Source organism: Prescottella equi (assembly GCF_002094305.1).
Lineage (GTDB): Bacteria > Actinomycetota > Actinomycetes > Mycobacteriales > Mycobacteriaceae > Prescottella > Prescottella equi.
The window spans coordinates 16,206-33,786 of record NZ_LWTX01000017.1; the positions used below are offsets into that span (position 1 = coordinate 16,206).

General features: G+C 69.7%; 15 protein-coding genes. 11 read left to right on the forward strand and 4 right to left on the reverse strand.

Going from position 1 to position 17,581, the window contains the following annotated elements; genetic code table 11:
• Window positions 1-177 precede the first annotated feature (177 nt).
• The 5 genes from A6I89_RS23695 (at window position 178) to A6I89_RS23715 (ending at window position 6,602) form a co-directional block, all read left to right on the forward strand.
• Window positions 178-858 (forward strand): MBL fold metallo-hydrolase, encoded by a 681-nt coding sequence (locus A6I89_RS23695; RefSeq protein ID WP_005513520.1) that lies wholly within the window; start codon window positions 178-180, stop codon window positions 856-858.
• Window positions 859-873: 15 nt separating this feature from the next.
• Entirely contained in the window at window positions 874-2,154 is a 1,281-nt protein-coding gene (hisS, locus tag A6I89_RS23700; RefSeq protein ID WP_022595659.1) for a histidine--tRNA ligase, read from the forward strand.
• 46 nt (window positions 2,155-2,200) lie between these two features.
• Window positions 2,201-2,782: a hypothetical protein gene (locus tag A6I89_RS23705; RefSeq protein ID WP_044990999.1), complete on the forward strand. Its 582-nt coding sequence runs from the start codon at window positions 2,201-2,203 to the stop codon at window positions 2,780-2,782.
• Between the two features lie 105 nt (window positions 2,783-2,887).
• Window positions 2,888-5,491: a helix-turn-helix transcriptional regulator gene (locus A6I89_RS23710; protein WP_022595662.1), complete on the forward strand. Its 2,604-nt coding sequence runs from the start codon at window positions 2,888-2,890 to the stop codon at window positions 5,489-5,491.
• Between the two features lie 106 nt (window positions 5,492-5,597).
• The gene (locus A6I89_RS23715) at window positions 5,598-6,602 is read left to right on the forward strand and encodes a malate dehydrogenase (protein ID WP_005513515.1); all 1,005 of its coding nucleotides are present in this window, start codon (window positions 5,598-5,600) and stop codon (window positions 6,600-6,602) included.
• A 31-nt stretch (window positions 6,603-6,633) separates the two neighbouring features.
• On the opposite strand, the gene A6I89_RS23720 is transcribed toward A6I89_RS23715, so the two are convergent.
• From A6I89_RS23720 to A6I89_RS23730, 3 genes are all read right to left on the reverse strand, one after another.
• Window positions 6,634-7,980, reverse strand: a complete 1,347-nt coding sequence (locus A6I89_RS23720) for a hypothetical protein (protein WP_022595665.1) — start codon at window positions 7,978-7,980, stop codon at window positions 6,634-6,636.
• Window positions 7,977-8,306: a type VII secretion target gene (locus A6I89_RS23725; RefSeq protein ID WP_005513513.1), complete on the reverse strand. Its 330-nt coding sequence runs from the start codon at window positions 8,304-8,306 to the stop codon at window positions 7,977-7,979. Before A6I89_RS23725 ends, A6I89_RS23720 begins: the two co-directional genes overlap by 4 nt.
• A 63-nt stretch (window positions 8,307-8,369) precedes the next feature.
• The gene (locus A6I89_RS23730) at window positions 8,370-9,077 is read right to left on the reverse strand and encodes a TetR/AcrR family transcriptional regulator (RefSeq protein WP_022595667.1); all 708 of its coding nucleotides are present in this window, start codon (window positions 9,075-9,077) and stop codon (window positions 8,370-8,372) included.
• Window positions 9,078-9,320: 243 nt separating this feature from the next.
• Here A6I89_RS23730 and A6I89_RS23735 point away from each other — a divergent pair, with 243 nt between their 5' ends.
• From A6I89_RS23735 to A6I89_RS23760, 6 genes are all read left to right on the forward strand, one after another.
• Window positions 9,321-10,856, forward strand: coding sequence for an amino acid permease (locus tag A6I89_RS23735; RefSeq protein ID WP_022595669.1), 1,536 nt, complete (start codon window positions 9,321-9,323; stop codon window positions 10,854-10,856).
• A 1-nt stretch (window position 10,857) separates the two neighbouring features.
• Complete coding sequence (locus A6I89_RS23740) at window positions 10,858-11,736, forward strand: urea amidolyase associated protein UAAP1 (RefSeq protein ID WP_022595671.1); 879 nt, start codon at window positions 10,858-10,860, stop codon at window positions 11,734-11,736.
• The gene (locus tag A6I89_RS23745) at window positions 11,733-12,398 is read left to right on the forward strand and encodes an urea amidolyase associated protein UAAP2 (protein WP_022595673.1); all 666 of its coding nucleotides are present in this window, start codon (window positions 11,733-11,735) and stop codon (window positions 12,396-12,398) included. The genes A6I89_RS23740 and A6I89_RS23745 overlap by 4 nt, the downstream gene beginning before the upstream one ends.
• Window positions 12,395-14,380, forward strand: a complete 1,986-nt coding sequence (locus A6I89_RS23750; protein WP_022595675.1) for a 5-oxoprolinase/urea amidolyase family protein — start codon at window positions 12,395-12,397, stop codon at window positions 14,378-14,380. Before A6I89_RS23745 ends, A6I89_RS23750 begins: the two co-directional genes overlap by 4 nt.
• Window positions 14,381-14,528: 148 nt before the next feature.
• Window positions 14,529-16,013: an MFS transporter gene (locus tag A6I89_RS23755; protein WP_005513506.1), complete on the forward strand. Its 1,485-nt coding sequence runs from the start codon at window positions 14,529-14,531 to the stop codon at window positions 16,011-16,013.
• Window positions 16,014-16,027: 14 nt separating this feature from the next.
• Window positions 16,028-16,585 (forward strand): TetR/AcrR family transcriptional regulator, encoded by a 558-nt coding sequence (locus tag A6I89_RS23760; RefSeq protein ID WP_022595678.1) that lies wholly within the window; start codon window positions 16,028-16,030, stop codon window positions 16,583-16,585.
• A 60-nt stretch (window positions 16,586-16,645) separates the two neighbouring features.
• On the opposite strand, the gene A6I89_RS23765 is transcribed toward A6I89_RS23760, so the two are convergent.
• Window positions 16,646-17,581, reverse strand: a 936-nt coding sequence (locus tag A6I89_RS23765) for an HNH endonuclease signature motif containing protein (RefSeq protein WP_084978818.1), incomplete at its 5' end; no start/stop codon positions are given.

Genomic DNA, 17,581 nt, shown 5'->3' on the forward strand with positions numbered 1-17,581 from the left:
GTTTCGTTCGGTCTTCTTCGGAACTCTCCCGTGGCGCCCGTCACCGCACATGGGACATGCGCGAGTCTGCCACCTCAACCTGAGAGGATCCTGGCGGGGCGACGGCCTAGGCTGTACTGATCCGCTCCGGATCCCGTATGACCCCGTTAACCGCCCCGTACTCTAGGAGTTGTCGCCGTGCTCGTCACCGGATTCCCCGCCGGAATGTTCCAGACCAACTGTTACATTCTCGCGCACGACGACTCGGGGGAGTGCGTCGTCGTCGATCCGGGTCAGGACGCCGCCGAGCCGCTCATGCAGTTCCTCGCGCAGTCGGAACTCGAGCCGAAAGCGGTTCTGCTCACGCACGGTCACCTCGATCACACGTGGTCGGTTCATCCGGTGTGCGAGCACTACGGAATCCCGGCGTACATCCATCCCGACGACCGGTACATGCTCACCGATCCGGGACGCGGCATCGGGCCGTCGATGAACCAGTTCATCGCGGGCGTCGAGTTCCTGGAGCCGGACGAGGTGATCGAGCTGGCCGACGGGGACGAGTTCACCGTCGCCGGCATCGATTTCGTCGTCGACCACACGCCCGGGCACACCCAGGGCTCGGTGGTGCTGCGCACCGAGATCGCAACCGAGGAGGGCCCGCTCCAGGTGGCGCTGACCGGCGACACCCTGTTCCAGGGTTCGATCGGCCGTAGCGACCTGCCCGGTGGCAACCACGAGCAGTTGCTGCAGTCGATCGCGCGGAAGCTGTTGGTGCTCGACGACACCACCGCGATCCTGCCCGGGCACGGGGGCTCGAGCTCGATCGGCCAGGAACGCGCGTCCAACCCGTTCCTCGTTGGACTGACCGCCTCCCAGTAAGGAAAAGTAGGCACCGTGAGTAAGTCAGGTCTCAGCACCTTCTCGGCCCCCAAGGGCGTTCCCGACTACGTTCCGCCGCAGTCCGCGGAGTTCGTCGCCGTGCGCGACGGATTGACCCGCGCGGCCCGGCTCGCGGGCTACGGCCACATCGAACTCCCGATCTTCGAGGACACCGGGTTGTTCGCCCGGGGCGTCGGCGAATCCACCGACGTCGTCTCGAAGGAGATGTACACGTTCGCCGATCGCGGCGAGCGTTCGGTGACGTTGCGTCCCGAGGGCACGGCCGGTGTGATGCGCGCTGTGATCGAGCACGGCCTCGACCGCGGTCAGCTTCCCGTCAAGCTCAGCTATGCCGGCCCGTTCTTCCGTTACGAGCGCCCGCAGGCGGGCCGCTACCGGCAGTTGCAGCAGGTGGGTGTCGAGGCGATCGGCGTCGACGATCCCGCGCTCGACGCCGAGGTGATCGCGATCGCCGACGCCGGGTTCCGCAGCCTGGGTCTCGACGGTTTCCGCCTCGAGATCACCTCGCTCGGCGACGACACCTGCCGGCCGCAGTACCGGGAGCGCCTGCAGGAGTTCCTCTTCGGGCTCGACCTGGACGAGGACACCCGCCGCCGCGCGGAGATCAATCCGCTGCGCGTCCTGGACGACAAGCGGCCGCACGTCAGGGAGATGACGGCGGACGCGCCGCTCATGCTCGACCACCTGTCGGAGAGCGCGAAGGCGCACTTCGACGAGGTCCTCGCGCACCTGGACGCCCTCGGGGTGCCGTATGTCGTCAATCCCCGCATGGTGCGCGGTCTGGACTACTACACCAAGACGACGTTCGAGTTCGTCCACGACGGCCTGGGCGCGCAGTCCGGTATCGGCGGCGGCGGTCGCTACGACGGGCTGATGGCGCAGCTCGGTGGTCAGCCGCTGTCGGGCATCGGGTACGGCCTCGGGGTGGATCGGACGATCCTCGCGCTCGCGGCCGAAGGCAAGTCCGCCGGCAACCCCGCCCGCTGCGAGGTCTTCGGGGTCCCGCTGGGCGCCGCCGCGAAGACCGAGATGGTGAAGATCGCCCACGCGCTGCGTGCGGCCGGGATCCGCGTCGACATGGTGTACGGCGACCGTGGCATCAAGGGGTCGATGAAGGCCGCGGATCGTTCCGGAGCTCGCATCGCGCTGGTGCTCGGCGACGAGGACCTCGCGGCCGGCACCATCGCCGTCAAGGATCTGAGCAACGGAGAACAGACGTCGGTGGCCATGGAAGGCGTTGTCGCGCAGATCGGTTCGATTCTTGCCGACGCCTGACGGGCGGTCCGGGGAAGAGTTCTCCCTCGACCTCGTCCCGGCGGCGATGCTCGCTCCGCGGATGCGGAAGGTCGCGCTGGTCGCGGTCGTCATCGGAGTCGTCGTGGGCGGCGTGGTGGCGATCTTCGCCGCTCCGCTGGTCGCGCTCGCGGTGGGTGCGGTGATCGCGCTGCCCACCGCGGTCTCCGCGCTGCTGGCGACGCGTCGTCGAATCTGGCTGTCCGGTACGACGATTCACGCGTCGAACGGCCTCATCGAGCGCCGCGTCGACGTCGCGCGGGCGGTCAGCGTCGAATTCGTCGTGCGCGCCGCCCGGATCAGCCAGGTGGCCGTCCGGATCGGTGACGGTCGCGTGGTCCGCACCGTCCCCCTCGCGCTTTACACCGCCGACGGCGGTCGGGAACTCGACGTGCTCGGCCTGCGCAAGCTCGCCGATGCGCTGTCGGCGAGCGAGTTGGCTCCGGCCGCCGGTGCGGCGTCGCTGCTGATCGACCAGTTGCGGGCGGAGGCGCGCGGCGCCGGGCTCGAGGAACGGCCGCTGTACCGAGCCGTCGTCCTGGTCCGGGACGCGGGACGGGTGCCGCAGACGACCCTCACCGACGAGGAAGTGGCCGGGTTGTCGAACTGACCCGAATCCGAGGCGGCGGGACCGGACCGACCGCGCAGTAACTCCCTGATTGCGGGTTGCGCGGTTCGATGCGCGGGGGCCACCGACAGGATTATCGTTCGAAGCATGGTCGGTCTCTGGCCCGTCCTGGACCGTAAGGCTGCGTTCGAGGGCGCTCGGGAACTGCTCCGCGACGGACGATCGTGCGGAGTGGTGCTGGTCGGTACCGCCGGTGTCGGCAAGACCACGATGGCGCGGGAACTGGTGGGTTCGCTGACCGGTGAGGCGCGCTGGATCGTGGGCACCGAGTCCACCCAGAGCATTCCTCTCGGCGCCTTCGCGCCCCACCTGGCCCGGACCACCTCGCGCGACCCGGTCGTCGCCCTGCGAGCGGTCCGGGACGTACTCGCCGAGGACGGCTCGGCCCCGGACGGCGGCGCCGCCATCGTCGGCGTCGACGACGCCCATCTGCTCGACGAGTTCTCCGCGGGCCTCGTGCACCAACTGGCGGTCGGCCGCGACGTCCGCCTCGTCGTCACGGTCCGCAGCGGCGCGCCGGTCCCGTCGGCGATCGAGGCACTGTGGAAGGACGGGCTGCTCACCCCGTTCGTCGTGGAGCCGTTCACCCGCGCGGAGATGGACGAGGAACTGCACCAGGTGCTCGGTGCCCCGGTCGAGCGGTTCAGCGCGGACGCGATCTGGGAGGCGTCGGAAGGGAATCCGCTGTTCCTGCGGCACCTCGTGGAGGGTGCGCTCGACGGCGGCACGCTGCGCCGATCCGGTGGGGTCTGGCAGCTACGGGGGCGGCCCGGGGTGTCCGCGGCGCTCGCGTCGCTGCTCGAATCACGGTTCGCCCGCACCCCGCGAGACGCGCTCGACGTGGTGGACTACCTGGCGTTCTGCGAGCCGCTCGAACTCGAGGTGCTCAGCGAACTCGTCAGCCGGCGCTCCATCGAGGAGGCCGAGCGGCTGGACTTGGTACGGATTCGGGATGTCGGCAACGCGCACGTGGTGCGGCTCGCCCACCCGCTGTTCGGCGAGGTCATCCGTGACAGGGCGGGGGTGCTCGCGGCGCAGCGCATCAAACGGCGGCTGGTGGAGGTGCTGCGCGAATCACCGGACCCGGGCGTGGTGACCTCGATGCGGATCGCGGAACTCGCCGTGGAGTCGGGCATCGAGCCGGATCCCGAACTGCTGGTTCGCGGTGCCGAGGACGCGATCGCGATGGCCAGCCTGGAACTCGGGGCCCGGCTGGCAGCTGCCGCCGTTCGCCGCGGCGGCGGATTCGACGCGTCGTTCGCGCTCGGCCGCGCGCTGATGTGGCAGGGCAAGGGCGACGACGCCGAGGAAGTCTTCGCGGCCGTGGACCCCGACGAACTGTGTGAGTACGACGTCGCGCGATGGTTGCTGACCCGCGTCGCGAGCCTGTATCTCGAGGCCGGCAGACCGCAGGAAGCGGTCGCACTGTTCCGGCGTGAGCGCGATCGGATCAGCGATCCGATGCTGGCGGTGTCCGTCGTGGCCCTCGACGCGGTGCTGCACCTGTACGACCGCGAGCTCGGGACGGCGATCGCACTGGCGCGGGAGGTGGAGGCGGCCCCGGAGGCGCACCCGTGGGCCCGCGCGAGCGGTGTCTTCGCCGGGGTGGCGGCACTGACGGTGTCGGGGCGCGGACTCGAGGTGGGCGCCCTCGCGGCATCCGCGTGGGAGGCGATCTCGCACGGCGACGGACTGCTCCGCTTCCACATCGGGTACTTCGAGGTACTCGCCCTGACACTCGTGGGGCGGCTCTCGGCGGCGGAGTCGACCGCCGCCCGTTATCGCGAGATGGCGGCCGGCCAGCCGAACAGCGCGGCCCTGGCCGATGTGGCGTCGGGCGTCGTCGAACTGACCGGCGGCCGGCTCGACGACGCGGCCGAACACCTCACCGAGGCGCTGGCCGTCCTGGACCGCGAGACCCGTTCCGAATGGATGCTGCTGGCCGCAGTGAGTCTGTGTCAGGTGCGTGCCGCGCAGGGCAAGGGTGCCGACGCGGCCGCGGCGCTCGTGGTCGCCGAACGCAACTCCGGTCCGGAACTCGCGTTCTTCGACCCGCTGATCGACATCGCGCGGGCCTGGGTCGCGGGATCGGCGGGGGAGGTCTCGGCGGCGGTGCACGCGGCACGGCGCGGCGCGGACCTCGCGGCGCGATCCGGTCAGTTCGCCGTCGAGGCGATCGCACTCGACGTCGCGACGACGTTCGGTGACTACACGACCGCATCCCGGCTCGGCGAGCTCGCCGCCTTCGTGGACGGACCCTTCGCGCGGGTCGCGGCGGCGCGCGCGCAGGCGTTGGCGAAGGCCGACGGCCCGGCACTCGATGCGCTCGCGGCAGAGTTCGAACGCACCGGGACCCTGTTGGCTGCGGCCGACACGTACGCGCAGGCCGCGACTGCATACTCCCGATCCAACGATCGACGCGGCGAGTTGACGTCGGCGGCGAAGGCGCACTGGCTGGCGTCACGTTGCGACGGGGCGACGACGCCGGCACTCGCGAAGGCGGCCCGTCCGCTCCCACTCACCGACCGCGAACGAGAGGTGGCGGTGTTGGTGGGCCGGGGACTGTCGAACAAGGACATCGCCCGGCGTCTCGTCCTGTCGGTCCGCACCGTGGAGGGCCACATCTACCGTGCGTGCGAGAAACTGGCCCTCAGTCACCGCAGCGACCTCGCCAAGCTTGTCCGGGTGTGACGGTCGGCACTCTGTGGCGTAGCTCGTGGGATGTGACCGATCCCATTCTCCCGCCGACGAATTCGTGCCTACGGTGGAGGTGTCGACTTCGACTCGAGGAGGCAGTATGAACGCGGCACCTGTGGACAAGGCACCCGTCACGGTCACCGTGACCGGCGCATCCGGCCAGATCGCCTACGGACTGCTATTCCGGATCGCGGCCGGCGACATGCTCGGCCCCGACACCCCGGTCCGGTTGCGATTGCTCGAGATCCCGGCGGCAGTCCGCGCCGCGGAGGGCGTCGCGATGGAACTCGAGGACGGGGCGTTCCCGCTGCTGAACGGCGTAGAGATCACCGACGACCCCGTCGTCGGCTTCGACGGTGCGAGCGTCGCGCTGCTCGTCGGTGCCCGGCCTCGCACGAAGGGCATGGAGCGCGGCGACCTGCTCGCCGCGAACGGCGCGATCTTCACGACGCAGGGACGAGCGATCGAGGCCGCGGCCGCCGACGACGTCAAGGTCCTCGTCGTGGGCAACCCCGCCAACACCAATGCCCTCATCGCGATGAACAATGCGCCCGGTGTGCCACGCACCCGGTTCAGTGCGCTGACCCGGCTGGACCACAACCGGGCCATCGCGCAGTTGGCGCACCGGACCGGCGAGCCTGCGGCATCGATCCGGCGCATGTCGATCTGGGGTAACCACTCGGCAACCCAGTACCCGGACCTGTCCCACGCGCTCGTCGGGAACAAGCCCGCCGAGGACGCCGTGTCGGACCGCCGGTGGATCGAGGACGTGTTCATTCCGACCGTGCAGCAACGTGGTTCTGCGATCATTCGTGCTCGCGGTTCGTCGTCCGCGGCCAGTGCCGCGAGCGCCGCGATCGACCACGTGCGCGACTGGACCGCCGGTACCGCCGACGGGGACTGGGTGTCGATGGCGGTGTGCTCCGACGGCTCGTACGGGGTGCCGGAGGGGTTGATCAGCTCGTTCCCCGTGACGTGCGCCGACGGCGAGTTCCGGATCGTGCCGGACCTGGACGTCGACGAGTTCTCCCGGGCGCGCATCGATCTGTCGATCGCCGAACTCGCGCAGGAACGCGACGCCGTCCGCGCGCTCGGTCTCGTCTGACCACGCCGAGCCCGAGCGCGCCGACCGCGCGTCAGTGCGCCCTGCCCTCGATTCCCGAATCCTCGAAGCCGCCCAGCGCATCGATCTCGACGCTGCCGATCACTGCGGGCGCGACCATCGGCAGCTCGCCGACCACTTCGTCGCCCGGTACGGCGGCGGCCAGGTAGCCGGCGTTCCCCCGGTGGACCGTGTCGTCGTACGCCCCGCGCGGTTGCGCTCCCGTGCCGGTCGGGGCGTAGCCGGGTGCCGGGGTGCCGGCACCGGACGTGCGGGTCCCACCCTCGGCGTACGGGGTGGTCGCAGTAGTGGCCACGGAGGGTTGCGCGGCCGACGGGCCGCGCCCGGTCGATCCGGCCCAGGTCCCCGCGCTCCCCGCGACGAAGCCGGGGACGAATCCGCCACCGGCGCCACCGGATCCGCCGGCCCCGCCGAACGACGCTGCGGTAGGAGCGAATTCGCGGGTGGACACGGGTGCCATGCTCGCGGCGTGCGTCTGTGGCGGAAGCGCGTCACCGTACTGCGGCGACGAGTCGGCGAGCGACCTGCCCACGGACTCGAGCACCGACCCCGCGACCGCGACGGGCGACTGTCCGCCCGCAGCGAGGAGACCGGCCGCCGGCGCGGGAGCCGCGGGAACGGGGATCTCGGCGCCCAGCGCAGCCATCGCGGACTGGTGGCCGGCGAGTTCGGCGCGAGTCGCGGCGACCACCGACAGCGCGCGTTGCAGGTGGTCGGCGGCCGCGGCCAACAGCATCGTCTGACCCGGGGGAGTGAGCGCGACCGGAGCGGCTGCCACGGCGGTCGCTGCGAACGATTCGGCGACCGCGACGAGTTGCGCATTGCCGCGCGAGACCGTTGCCGCGGCGTCCTGGGTGACGGACGCGATGGCATTGCCGCGTTCGCTGAGTTGTTCTCCGGTGATTCGGACCTGCTCGCCCTGCGACTGCGCCGCCAGGGCCGCGGAGCCGTCCCAGGCACCGTCCAGAGCGCGCAGCCCCGAGACCCCCATCGACAGCGCGGTGTCGATGACCGACGACGACTGGCGCAGCAACGCGGTGGGGTCGAATCCGCCGAACGCGCCCGTCCCGAAGGCGCTCGCGAGATCGGCCACGGGCTGCAGTAGTTGATCGATACCGGGCAGCGGCGGAAGGGGTGGCAGTTCGGGAAGAGGTGGCAGCGCCGGCGCCGGAGGAAGTGCCCCCGCGGCGATGTCGACGAACGGCGTGTTCAGCGCCGGACCGAGCGGGGAGGCTGCGAGCGCCTCCATCGGTGTCCGGGGAACCGGCATGTCCAGGACCGGCCCGACGGGGGACGCCTGCAACAGATCCAGCACGGTCGGCTGCGCGGTGCCTGCGGTCGGTTCGGGTGTCGTCGTCATGCGTTGCCTCCCAGGGCGCTGCGCGCGTCACCGAGGACGCGTCCGGTGGCGTGATCGGTGGCGTCGTATGCGGCGGCGACCGCGTGCGCGACCGCCCCGGTGCCGGCGTAGTGGTTCGCGAGCGCGGCGACGGACCGTGCGTGCGCGGTCTGAGTGGCCGCGAACGTTGCCACGAAATCGGCGCCTATCGCGCCGAACACCGGTGTCAGTGCAGCGACGTTCGCGGCCAGGTCCAACCCACCCGCCGTCGCGATGTGAGTCGCGGCCCCCGCCGCGACGTCGCCGTACACCCGAATCTCATCGGGCGCAGCAGAAAACCCGTCCATGATGACCCCCCATTGGTCGACTCGGCACACACTGTAACCGACCGTCCGGCCCGCAGTCGTCCCTCATCGCTCAGGCTGTGGACAACTTTTCGCGAGCCGGTCGAGAACGCCTCGGGCGTGGTGTGCGATCTCGGTGGTGGGACCGAATCGCCCCAGCACGCGCAGGACTGCGTCCGCCACGAGCTCGGGCGGAAGTCCCGGCGCCGGCGAGCCGGAGTGGTCGACGGCGGCGTCCGAGCGGGCGTTGATGGTGGCCTCCACCAGGCGGAACGGCAGCGCGGCGGCGGCTCGTCCGACGTTCGGATCACCGATGGTCGCCAGGGCCTCGCCCGCAAAATCGGCGTACTGCTCCATGAGTTCACCACGCAGAGAACGGAATTCGGTGAACCGATCCGTCGTCACCTCGGGCAATAGATACAAGGCGCCGAGGTTCCAGCGTGACTCTGCGAGTTGGGCGGTGTCGAAGAGTGTGAGCGCGTAGAGGCGGACGACGGGATCCGGGCAGTTCCTTCGCAACATCTCGGCGCACGCGAGGGGTCCCGCGACCGTGTCCAGGAGCAGCGCGGCGAGGATGTCGTCCTTGGTGGCGAAGTGGTGGTACATCGACGCCTGCCGGATTCCGACGGCGTCGGCGATCATCCGCGTCGACGTTCCGGTGAATCCGCGCGTGGTGAACAGTTCGGCCGCGGCGTCGAGAATCTCCTCGCGTGCGGTCGCACCCGGCCGTGTGCGGGTCTTCAGTCGTGGCCGTCCGGCACCCGTCGTCGTCATGTCCTCATCCTTACAGGAAAGTGCTGCACCGTGTTTCGTCGTCCTGACCTGTGATTGTGAGGGCTCGGACACCGTCCCGTAACCGGGGACACGCGTCCGCAACGGAAATCGCCGATCGCGACCCACGATCGCAACCTGCGCGACATCGTGCGCGTCGTTGCGGCCCGAAAACTGTCGAGTGACAGAAACCAGTGCCCGGGCCTCCCGGGCCGGTGACGCTTTCCGCCTCTCGTAGGAGGGTTCATGACAGCCACCGTGACGACAGCGTCGAGCGACCGGGGCGACCTGGCCGAGTTCGGCTACGAGCAGCAGTTGCACCGCTCGCTCGGCAAGTTCGGGTCCTTCGCGGCCGGCTTCTCGTTCGTCTCGATCCTCACGACGATCTTCCAGCTGTTCGGGTTGGGTTTCGGCTTCGCCGGGCCGGCCTTCTTCTGGACCTGGCCCGTCGTCTTCCTCGGGCAGTTCATGGTCGCGCTGTGTTTCGCCGAAATGGCGGCGCGCTACCCGATCTCCGGCGCGATCTACCAGTGGGCCCGGCGCCTCGGCGGCGCGATCGTCGGCTGGTTCGCGGGCTGGTTCATGATCATCGCGCAGATCGTCACCGCGGCCGCCGCCGCGATCGCGCTGCAGGTGGTGCTGCCGTCGATCTGGAGCGGCTTCCAGGTGATCGGTGACGATCCCGCTCTCACCTCGCCGGACGGCGCTGCCAACGCGGTACTGCTGGGGTCGATTCTCCTGGTGCTCACGACCACGATCAACTGCATCGGCGTGAACTGGATGTCGCGGATCAACAGCATCGGCGTGACCTGCGAGATCGTCGGAGTGATCGCCGTGATCGGCATGTTCTTCACCCACGCCCAGCGGGGCCCGGACGTGGTGTTCGACACCGGCGTCGCCGGCTCTCAGCCCGGGTACATCTGGGCGTGGATCGTGTCGGGCCTGATGGCCGCGTACGTCATGGTCGGCTTCGGTTCCGCGGGTGAACTCGCCGAGGAGACGCACAACCCGCGTCGGGTCGCGCCGCGCACGATCCGCCTCGCGCTGTCGGTCTCGGCGCTCGGCGGTGGCCTGATGATCGTCGGTGCGCTGATGGCCGCGCCGAGCCTCACCGACGGTCGCCTGGCCACCGAGGGCCTGCCCTACGTGCTGACGTCGATCCTGAGTTCGCCGTGGGGGACCGTGCTACTGGTGGACGTCGCGATCGCGGTGTTCGTGTGCACCCTCGCGATCCAGACCGCGGCGTCGCGGCTGATGTTCGGGATGGCTCGCGACGGCAAACTGCCGGCCAGCGAGGTGCTCGCCAAGGTCAACCCCCGCACCGGAACCCCGATTGCACCGAGCGTCCTGATCGGCGTGTTGTGCATCGCCGTGCTGGCCGTGAACGTCGGCAACTCCGCGATCTTCGCGACGCTCTCGAGTGTGTGCATCGTGCTCATCTATCTCGCATACCTCATGGTCACCGTGCCCATGCTCGTGCGGCGCCTGTCCGGTCGCTCGCTCGGCGGTCCCGATGTGGACGCCGACGGCCGAAAGCTGTTCTCGCTGGGCGTGTTCGCGATTCCCGTCAACATCGCTGCCGTTGCCTACGGCGCCCTCATGGTCGTCAACCTGTCCTGGCCCCGCGCCGAGATCTTCAACCCCACGGGGGAGTACGCGGTCCTGCAGTGGGCCGCCCCCCTCGCGGTGCTCGCCGTCGTGATCGTGGGCGCCGCCTGCTATTCGTCCCGCGGCACCGCGCGCAGCGACCGCATCCCGACCCCCGTCACGATCGGAGCCTGAAGTGACCGTCCCCGACCTCGTCGAACACTCCGACGACACCTCCACCACCGCCACCGCTCGCGCACATGCCCGAGCCCAGGCCGGTACGCGCACCGACGCGATGCCGGTAGTGCCCGCCGCCGACTGGCCGACACCTCCGGAGGGCGTCGCCGCCGAACGCCTCGTGTGGGCCGAAACCGTTCCCGGCGGCCGGTACGCGTCCAAGGTGCTCGCCCGGGGCACCCGCATCCGGCTACGGGATCTCGAGGGCGACGCCTGCGCCAACGTGCTGCTCTTCCGGGCCGACGCCCCCTGGGAGCGGCTCAACGTGGCCGACACCGTCAAGGTGCCGTGGCAGGCGTACCTCGGCCCCGGGCACCCGTTGCTCTCCGATGCCGGCCGCGTCCTCGCCACCGTCGTCGCCGACACGTCCGGACACCACGACGCACTGTGCGGCACCACCAGTGCCGCCGCGAATCGGGCGCGATACGGCAACGGGGCCCTGCACTCGCCGACGCCCGCCGGGCGGGAGTTGTTCACCGTCGCCGCAGCCAAGCACGACCTCGCCCCCCGGGACCTGCCGCCGTCGCTGTCCTTCTTCCACGGCATCCGGGTCGACACCGACGGGGCCCTCGTCAGTACGGGTACCGCCGGTGCCGGGGCGTACGTCGACCTGCTGCTCCATCTGCCGGTGATCGTGTTGGTCGCGAACACCGCGCACCCGCTCGATCCGGCGCCGGAGTTCCGCACCACCTCGCTCGAACTCCTCGCCTGGACGGCAGCCGAGGAACTCGACGTCCTCCGCAACGACGATCCCGAATACCGGCGCGCCGTCGCCAACACCGAGGACGCCTGGACTGCGCTGCACGGCGCGGCGCCGCTCGAAGGAAAGGACGCATGATGACCACCCTGCTCCCCGCCGCCGACCTGGCGCTCGTCCCGGGCGAGATCGTTCTCGACGACACCGTGGCACCCCGCGGCCCGTGGTCCGCCGTCGTGGCCGCCGGCGACGTCCTGACCATCGTCGACCTGCACGGCAACCAGGCGGTCGACACGCTCATCTACGCGGCGGGCGATCACTCCCGCCGCTATTCGGCGGCCGCTACGGTCGTCGGGCAGCACAACCTGTTCCTCACCACCGGCAGCGTGCTGCGCTCGGACGACGCGAGCCCGCTCATGACGATCGTCGCCGACGAGGTCGGCAACCACGACACGGTCGGCGGTGCCTGCTCACAGGAGTCGAACACGCTGCGCTACGGCCACCACACCAAGCACCAGCACGCGTGCGTCGAGAACTTCCTCGTCGAGGGCGCCCGCTGGGGTCTCGGTAAGCGCGACCTGGTCTCGAACATCAACTTCTTCATGAACGTGCCGGTCGATCCCGACGGTGCCCTGGGCATCGTCGACGGCCTCTCGGCTCCGGGCAAGCGCCTTGCGCTCCGTGCCGACGTCGACGCGTTGGTACTGGTGTCGAACTGTCCGCAGATCAACAACCCGTGCAACGGCTTCGATCCCACTGCCGTCCGCATGATCGTCACTCGCCCCCGGGAGGTGCAGCCATGACCGCCAAGTGCACGGTGCTCCGGCCGGGAATGGGCACCACCGTCCAGGACTATCCCGGTCGGACCGGCTACTGGCAGATCGGGGTACCCCCGTCGGGCCCGATGGACGACCTGTCCTTCCGTCTCGGCAACGTCGCAGTCGGAAACGCCGAGGGTGCGGCGGGATTCGAAGCCGTCATGGCCGGGCCCGCGCTGCGGTTCGACGAGCCGACGTACGTATGTGTCACCGGTGCGCCGACCACCGTCACCGTGGACGGTGCCGTGGTCCCGCAGTGGCGGCCGGTGCGGGTGCCGGCCGGGGGAGTGCTCGACGTCGGGGCCGTGTCCGGCCCCGGGCTTCGCGTCTACGTCCTGGTCGCGGGCGGCATCGATGTTCCCGAATTCCTCGGTAGCGCATCGACGTTCACCCTCGGCCGTTTCGGTGGACTCGACGGCCGAACCTTGCGCGAGGGCGATGTATTGGCCCTCGGCGACACGCCGACGTCCGCACCCACTGCGGTCCCGGCCGGTTCCGTTCCGGCCCTGTCGCAGCGCTGGGAGCTCGCAGTGACCGAGGGACCCCACGGCGCCCCGGAGTTCTTCACCCGCGCCGACATCGACGCGCTGTATCGCACCGACTACGAGGTGCACTTCAACTCCGACCGAACCGGGGTGCGCTTGATCGGCCCGCGGCCCGACTGGGCCCGTCCGGACGGCGGCGAGGCCGGGTTGCACCCGTCGAACATCCACGACAACGCCTATTCGATCGGTGCTCTGGACTTCACCGGGGACACACCGATCCTGCTCGGCCCCGACGGGCCCAGTCTCGGCGGATTCGTCTGCCCGGTCACGGTGGTCGCGGCCGACCGGTGGAAACTCGGGCAGCTCGCGCCGGGCAACACGGTGCGATTCGTTCCGGTCCGCGCCGATCGAGCGGCGTCGCGGCGGGACCTCGGTCTCGGACGCCGAGCCGGACTGCCGGCGGTGCTGTCGGCGGGAGGCGACGGCGACGACGGTGTGCTCGCCAGGCGGGACGGCGACACCGCCGTCACGTATCGCCGATCGGGCGACGACAACGTGCTCGTCGAATACGGCGACATGACGCTCGACCTGGCGCTGCGGGCGCGGGTGCACGCGCTGCACCAGCGGCTCGAGACCGAACGGCCGGCCGGCCTGCTCGACCTGACGCCCGGCATCCGGTCGCTGCAGGTGCGGGTGGACCCGGACGTCCTGCCGGTTCCGAGGCTGCTCGGCCTGTTGGCCGAGGCCGAGGACCAGCTCCCCGCCGCGAACGAGTTGGTCGTTCCCAGCCGAACCGTGCGGATGCCGCTGTCGTGGGACGACCCGGCGACCCGCGAGGCGATCGCGCGCTACATGCGCGGGGTGCGCGCGGACGCGCCGTGGTGCCCGTGGAACATCGAGTTCATCCGCCGCATGAACGGACTCGACTCGGTGAACGACGTGTTCGACACCGTGTTCGGGGCCGACTATCTCGTCCTGGGCCTCGGCGACGTGTATCTGGGAGCGCCGGTCGCGACGCCGCTCGATCCGCGGCACCGGCTGGTCACCACCAAGTACAACCCGGCCCGCACCTGGACGCCGGAGAACGCGGTGGGCATCGGCGGTGCGTACCTGTGCATCTACGGGATGGAGGGGCCGGGCGGCTACCAGTTCGTCGGCCGCACCACGCAGGTGTGGAACCACCGGCACCCGCAGTCGTCGGGTCCGTTCGAGGACGGCACGCCGTGGCTGCTGCGCTTCTTCGACCGGATCTCCTGGTATCCGGTGGAACCCGACGAGTTGCTCGATCTGCGAGCCGATCTCGCGGCCGGACGAGGAGCCGGGGGGATCGAGATCGCCGACGGTCGGTTCTCGTTGGCCGAGCACGAGCAGTTCCTCACCGACAACGCGGACTCGATCGCGGCGTTCCGGGCGAGCCAGGCGGTCGCGTTCGCCGACGAGCGACGCCGGTGGGCCGATGCCGGCGAGTTCGCCCGCGTCTGAGGACTCGATCACATCTCCCTCGTAGCGGGACGGCGATTTGCCCGCTGGGGTGAATGGGTGTTCACTCATAGGTGAACGCTCATTCACCCCGGTCGTCAGAGGCTGCCCGCAGGCCCGCCGACCGGCTCGTACGTCCGGAGATGATCCATTGGCAGCACGACCCCTCGCCACCGCGCTCCCCGGGGAGCAGGCGTCGCCGCGTCGCTCCAGCGCCCTGATGACCGCGGTGCTGTGTCTGTGCGGCACCCTCGTCTCGCTGCAGCAGACACTCGTCGTACCGCTCCTCCCGGACCTGCGTCACATCCTCGACGTCAGTGCCGACAACGCATTCTGGCTGGTCACGATCACGCTGCTGAGTGCGGCGGTAGCCACCCCGATCGTCTCGCGCCTGGCCGACATGGTCGGGAAGAAGCGCATGATGATGGTGTCGATGTCGGTGATGGTGAGCGGCTCGCTGCTCGCCGCGATCGGCGGCACCTTCGTCACGGTGCTGATCGGGCGCGGCATGCAGGGATTCGCTTCGTCGCTCATCGCGGTCGGCATCGGCATCCTGCGGGACGAACTGCCTCGCGAGAAGGTGCCGGCAGCGACGGCGCTGATGAGTGCGACGCTCGGTATGGGTAGCGCGCTGGGGCTTCCGCTGGCCGGCGTGATCTATCCGCACCTGGGCTGGCACGCGATCTTCTGGATCTCCGCGGCGGCGGGTGCCGTGATGCTCGCTGCTGTCGCGTTCGTCGTGCCCGAATCGAAGGTCCGCTCGCCCGGCCGGTTCGACATCCTCGGCGCCGTCATCCTGTCGGTGGCGCTCACCGCTCTGCTTCTCGGGATCTCCAAGGGCGGCGCGTGGGGCTGGGGCAGCACCCGCACGCTGGGCTGCTTCGCCCTCGCGGCGGTGGTACTGGCGATCTGGATCCCGTACCAGCTGCGAGTCACCGACCCGATGGTGAATCTGCGAACGTCAGCACGTCGCCCGGTGCTGCTGACGAACATCGCGTCGATGATCGTCGGATTCGCGATGTTCGCGAACATGCTCGCGACCACCCAACAGCTCCAGATGCCGGAGAGCACCGGCTACGGATTCGGACTCAGCGTGCTGACGGCTGGACTGTGCATGGTTCCGGCGGGCATGTCGATGGTGGTGTTCTCGCCGCTGTCCGCGAAGATCACCGTCCGATTCGGTGCCCGTACCACCCTCATCACCGGTGCGCTGATCCTCGCGGCGGCCTACGTCATCCGGTTCTCCTTCAACGGGTCCATCGCCCTGATCATCCTGGGCGCGATGGTCGTCAACATCGGTACCGCGATCACCTACTCGGCCATGCCGATCCTCATCATGCAATCCGTGCCGATCACCGAGACCGCCGCGTCGAACGGGCTGAACTCGCTGGTGCGGTCGATCGGCACGTCGACGTCCAGTGCGGTCGTGACCGCTTTGTTGACGGCGATGACGATGGACATCGCGGGCGTTCACCTCCCGACGCTCGACGCGTTCCGCGCGGTGTTCGCGGTGGCCTTCGCGATGGCGATGCTCGCGGCCGCGGTGGCGTGGTTCATCCCGCGGATGCCGCGCAAGGTGCCCGTCTCCACGGTGGTCGAGGCTGCAGCCGAGGCCCGGGCGGAGACCGCGTCGTGACTAGGGTGGGGGCCGTGACCGGAAAGTCCACGCGCGACAACATCATCGACGCGGCCCGTCGGCTGTTCGCCGAGCGTGGCTACACGTCCACGACGATCAAGGACGTCGCCGAACTGGCCGGCTATTCACCTGCAATGGTGATGAAGATGATGGGCAGCAAGGCCGAGTTGTACAAGGCGGCGGCGCCGACCTTGCCGTCGGTCGCCGACGATCCGCATTTCTGCGAACACGAGTCACCCGGATATCGATTGGTGCGCAACATCGTCGAACGCCGTGACGGCGACGAGTCCGAGCCGTGGGTGATGATGCCGCTGCTGATCCACGAGGCGCCCGACCGCGCGGCGGCTCAGGCCGACGCGCGCGAGCGCTACATCCGTGGCATCGCAGGCAAGATCGGCGACACCTCCGACGACAAACTGCCGACCCAGATGGTCGTCGCCGTGCTGCTCGGCCTCGCGAGCGGCATCCGAACGATGGGAATCCTGTCGGCGGACGTACTCGACTCCGAGGATCTCGTCAGCCGCTACGGCGCGGTGGTCCAGTCGATCATCGACGGAATCGAGGCGCCGTAACCTCGGCCTTACGGGTATCCCGCGACAGCCGGCACCCTGTTTCGGATGCCGGCTGCCGCGTCATGCGGCGTGTGGTCCGGCGCGGTTGTGGGCGGGGACGGGTTTCTTGTAGGGGTCGACGGTGCTGGGTGGGGTGAACCACGGCTTTCTGTCGACGCCGATTTTCACTTCCCAGTGGGAGTGGTGCAGCAAGGTGTGGTGGTAGCGGCAGAGTAGGACGAGGTTGTCGAGGTCGGTGGGGCCGCCGTCTGCCCAATGCTTTACGTGGTGGCCTTCGCAGTGGGCGGGTGGTGTGCCGCAGCCGGGGAAGGCGCAGCCGTGGTCGCGGGCGATCAACGCCCGACGCTGCTTCTTCGACACCGTCCTGCTGCTGCGGCCCAGATTCAAGGGGACGCCGTCGTCCACGACGATGGCGGTGAGGTGGCAGTCGCACGCGAGCCTGCGCGCGGTCGCGATCGACAGCGGCCCGGTGTGGGGCAGGCGTGCGATGTCTTTGTCGCCGAACAGGTCCGAATCGCCGTCTGGATTCACCCACTCGTGAGCCGACTTGCTGCGGGCGAGATCGCTGGCGTTCACGTGTAGTGACAGGTGGGGTCGCTCGCCGCCCTCGATCGGGGCGTCGCCGGAGTCGAGGTAGCGGCGCAGGATTTCGGCGAAGGCATCGGCTCGCTGCCGTGCCGGGGTGCGTTTTTCGGCGGGGTCGTCGACCGGATTCCTCGGTTTGGTCAGCGCGGAGAGTGCGGTCAGGAGCATTTCGCCGGTGACGGCGTCGAGGTCACCCTTGACCGCGACGCGTCCGTTCAGGGTTTTCGAGGCGTGGAATTCGTTGCGTTCGGTGTCTTCGCTGGGTGGGAGTTCGTCGGATTCGAAGATCCGCTCGAGCCGGGAGATGCAGGTGCGGACGGTCGTGGTGGTCGCGGCGGGACCGGACGCGGCGTCCAGCAACACTTTCCGGCACGAACCAAGCGCTTCGTTCGGCATGCCGCGCGGCGGGGT

Bases quoted from the DNA above. Each gene is read 5' to 3' on its own strand.
- A6I89_RS23725 (WP_005513513.1), bottom strand. From the start codon at position 8,306: ATGGACGGGTTTTCTGCTGCGCCCGATGAGATTCGGGTGTACGGCGAC.
- A6I89_RS23720 (WP_022595665.1), bottom strand. From the start codon at position 7,980: ATGACGACGACACCCGAACCGACCGCAGGCACCGCGCAGCCGACCGTG.
- A6I89_RS23715 (WP_005513515.1), top strand. From the start codon at position 5,598: ATGAACGCGGCACCTGTGGACAAGGCACCCGTCACGGTCACCGTGACC.
- A6I89_RS23735 (WP_022595669.1), top strand. From the start codon at position 9,321: ATGACAGCCACCGTGACGACAGCGTCGAGCGACCGGGGCGACCTGGCC.
- A6I89_RS23705 (WP_044990999.1), top strand. From the start codon at position 2,201: ATGCTCGCTCCGCGGATGCGGAAGGTCGCGCTGGTCGCGGTCGTCATC.
- A6I89_RS23710 (WP_022595662.1), top strand. From the start codon at position 2,888: ATGGTCGGTCTCTGGCCCGTCCTGGACCGTAAGGCTGCGTTCGAGGGC.
- A6I89_RS23745 (WP_022595673.1), top strand. From the start codon at position 11,733: ATGATGACCACCCTGCTCCCCGCCGCCGACCTGGCGCTCGTCCCGGGC.
- A6I89_RS23730 (WP_022595667.1), bottom strand. From the start codon at position 9,077: ATGACGACGACGGGTGCCGGACGGCCACGACTGAAGACCCGCACACGG.
- A6I89_RS23750 (WP_022595675.1), top strand. From the start codon at position 12,395: ATGACCGCCAAGTGCACGGTGCTCCGGCCGGGAATGGGCACCACCGTC.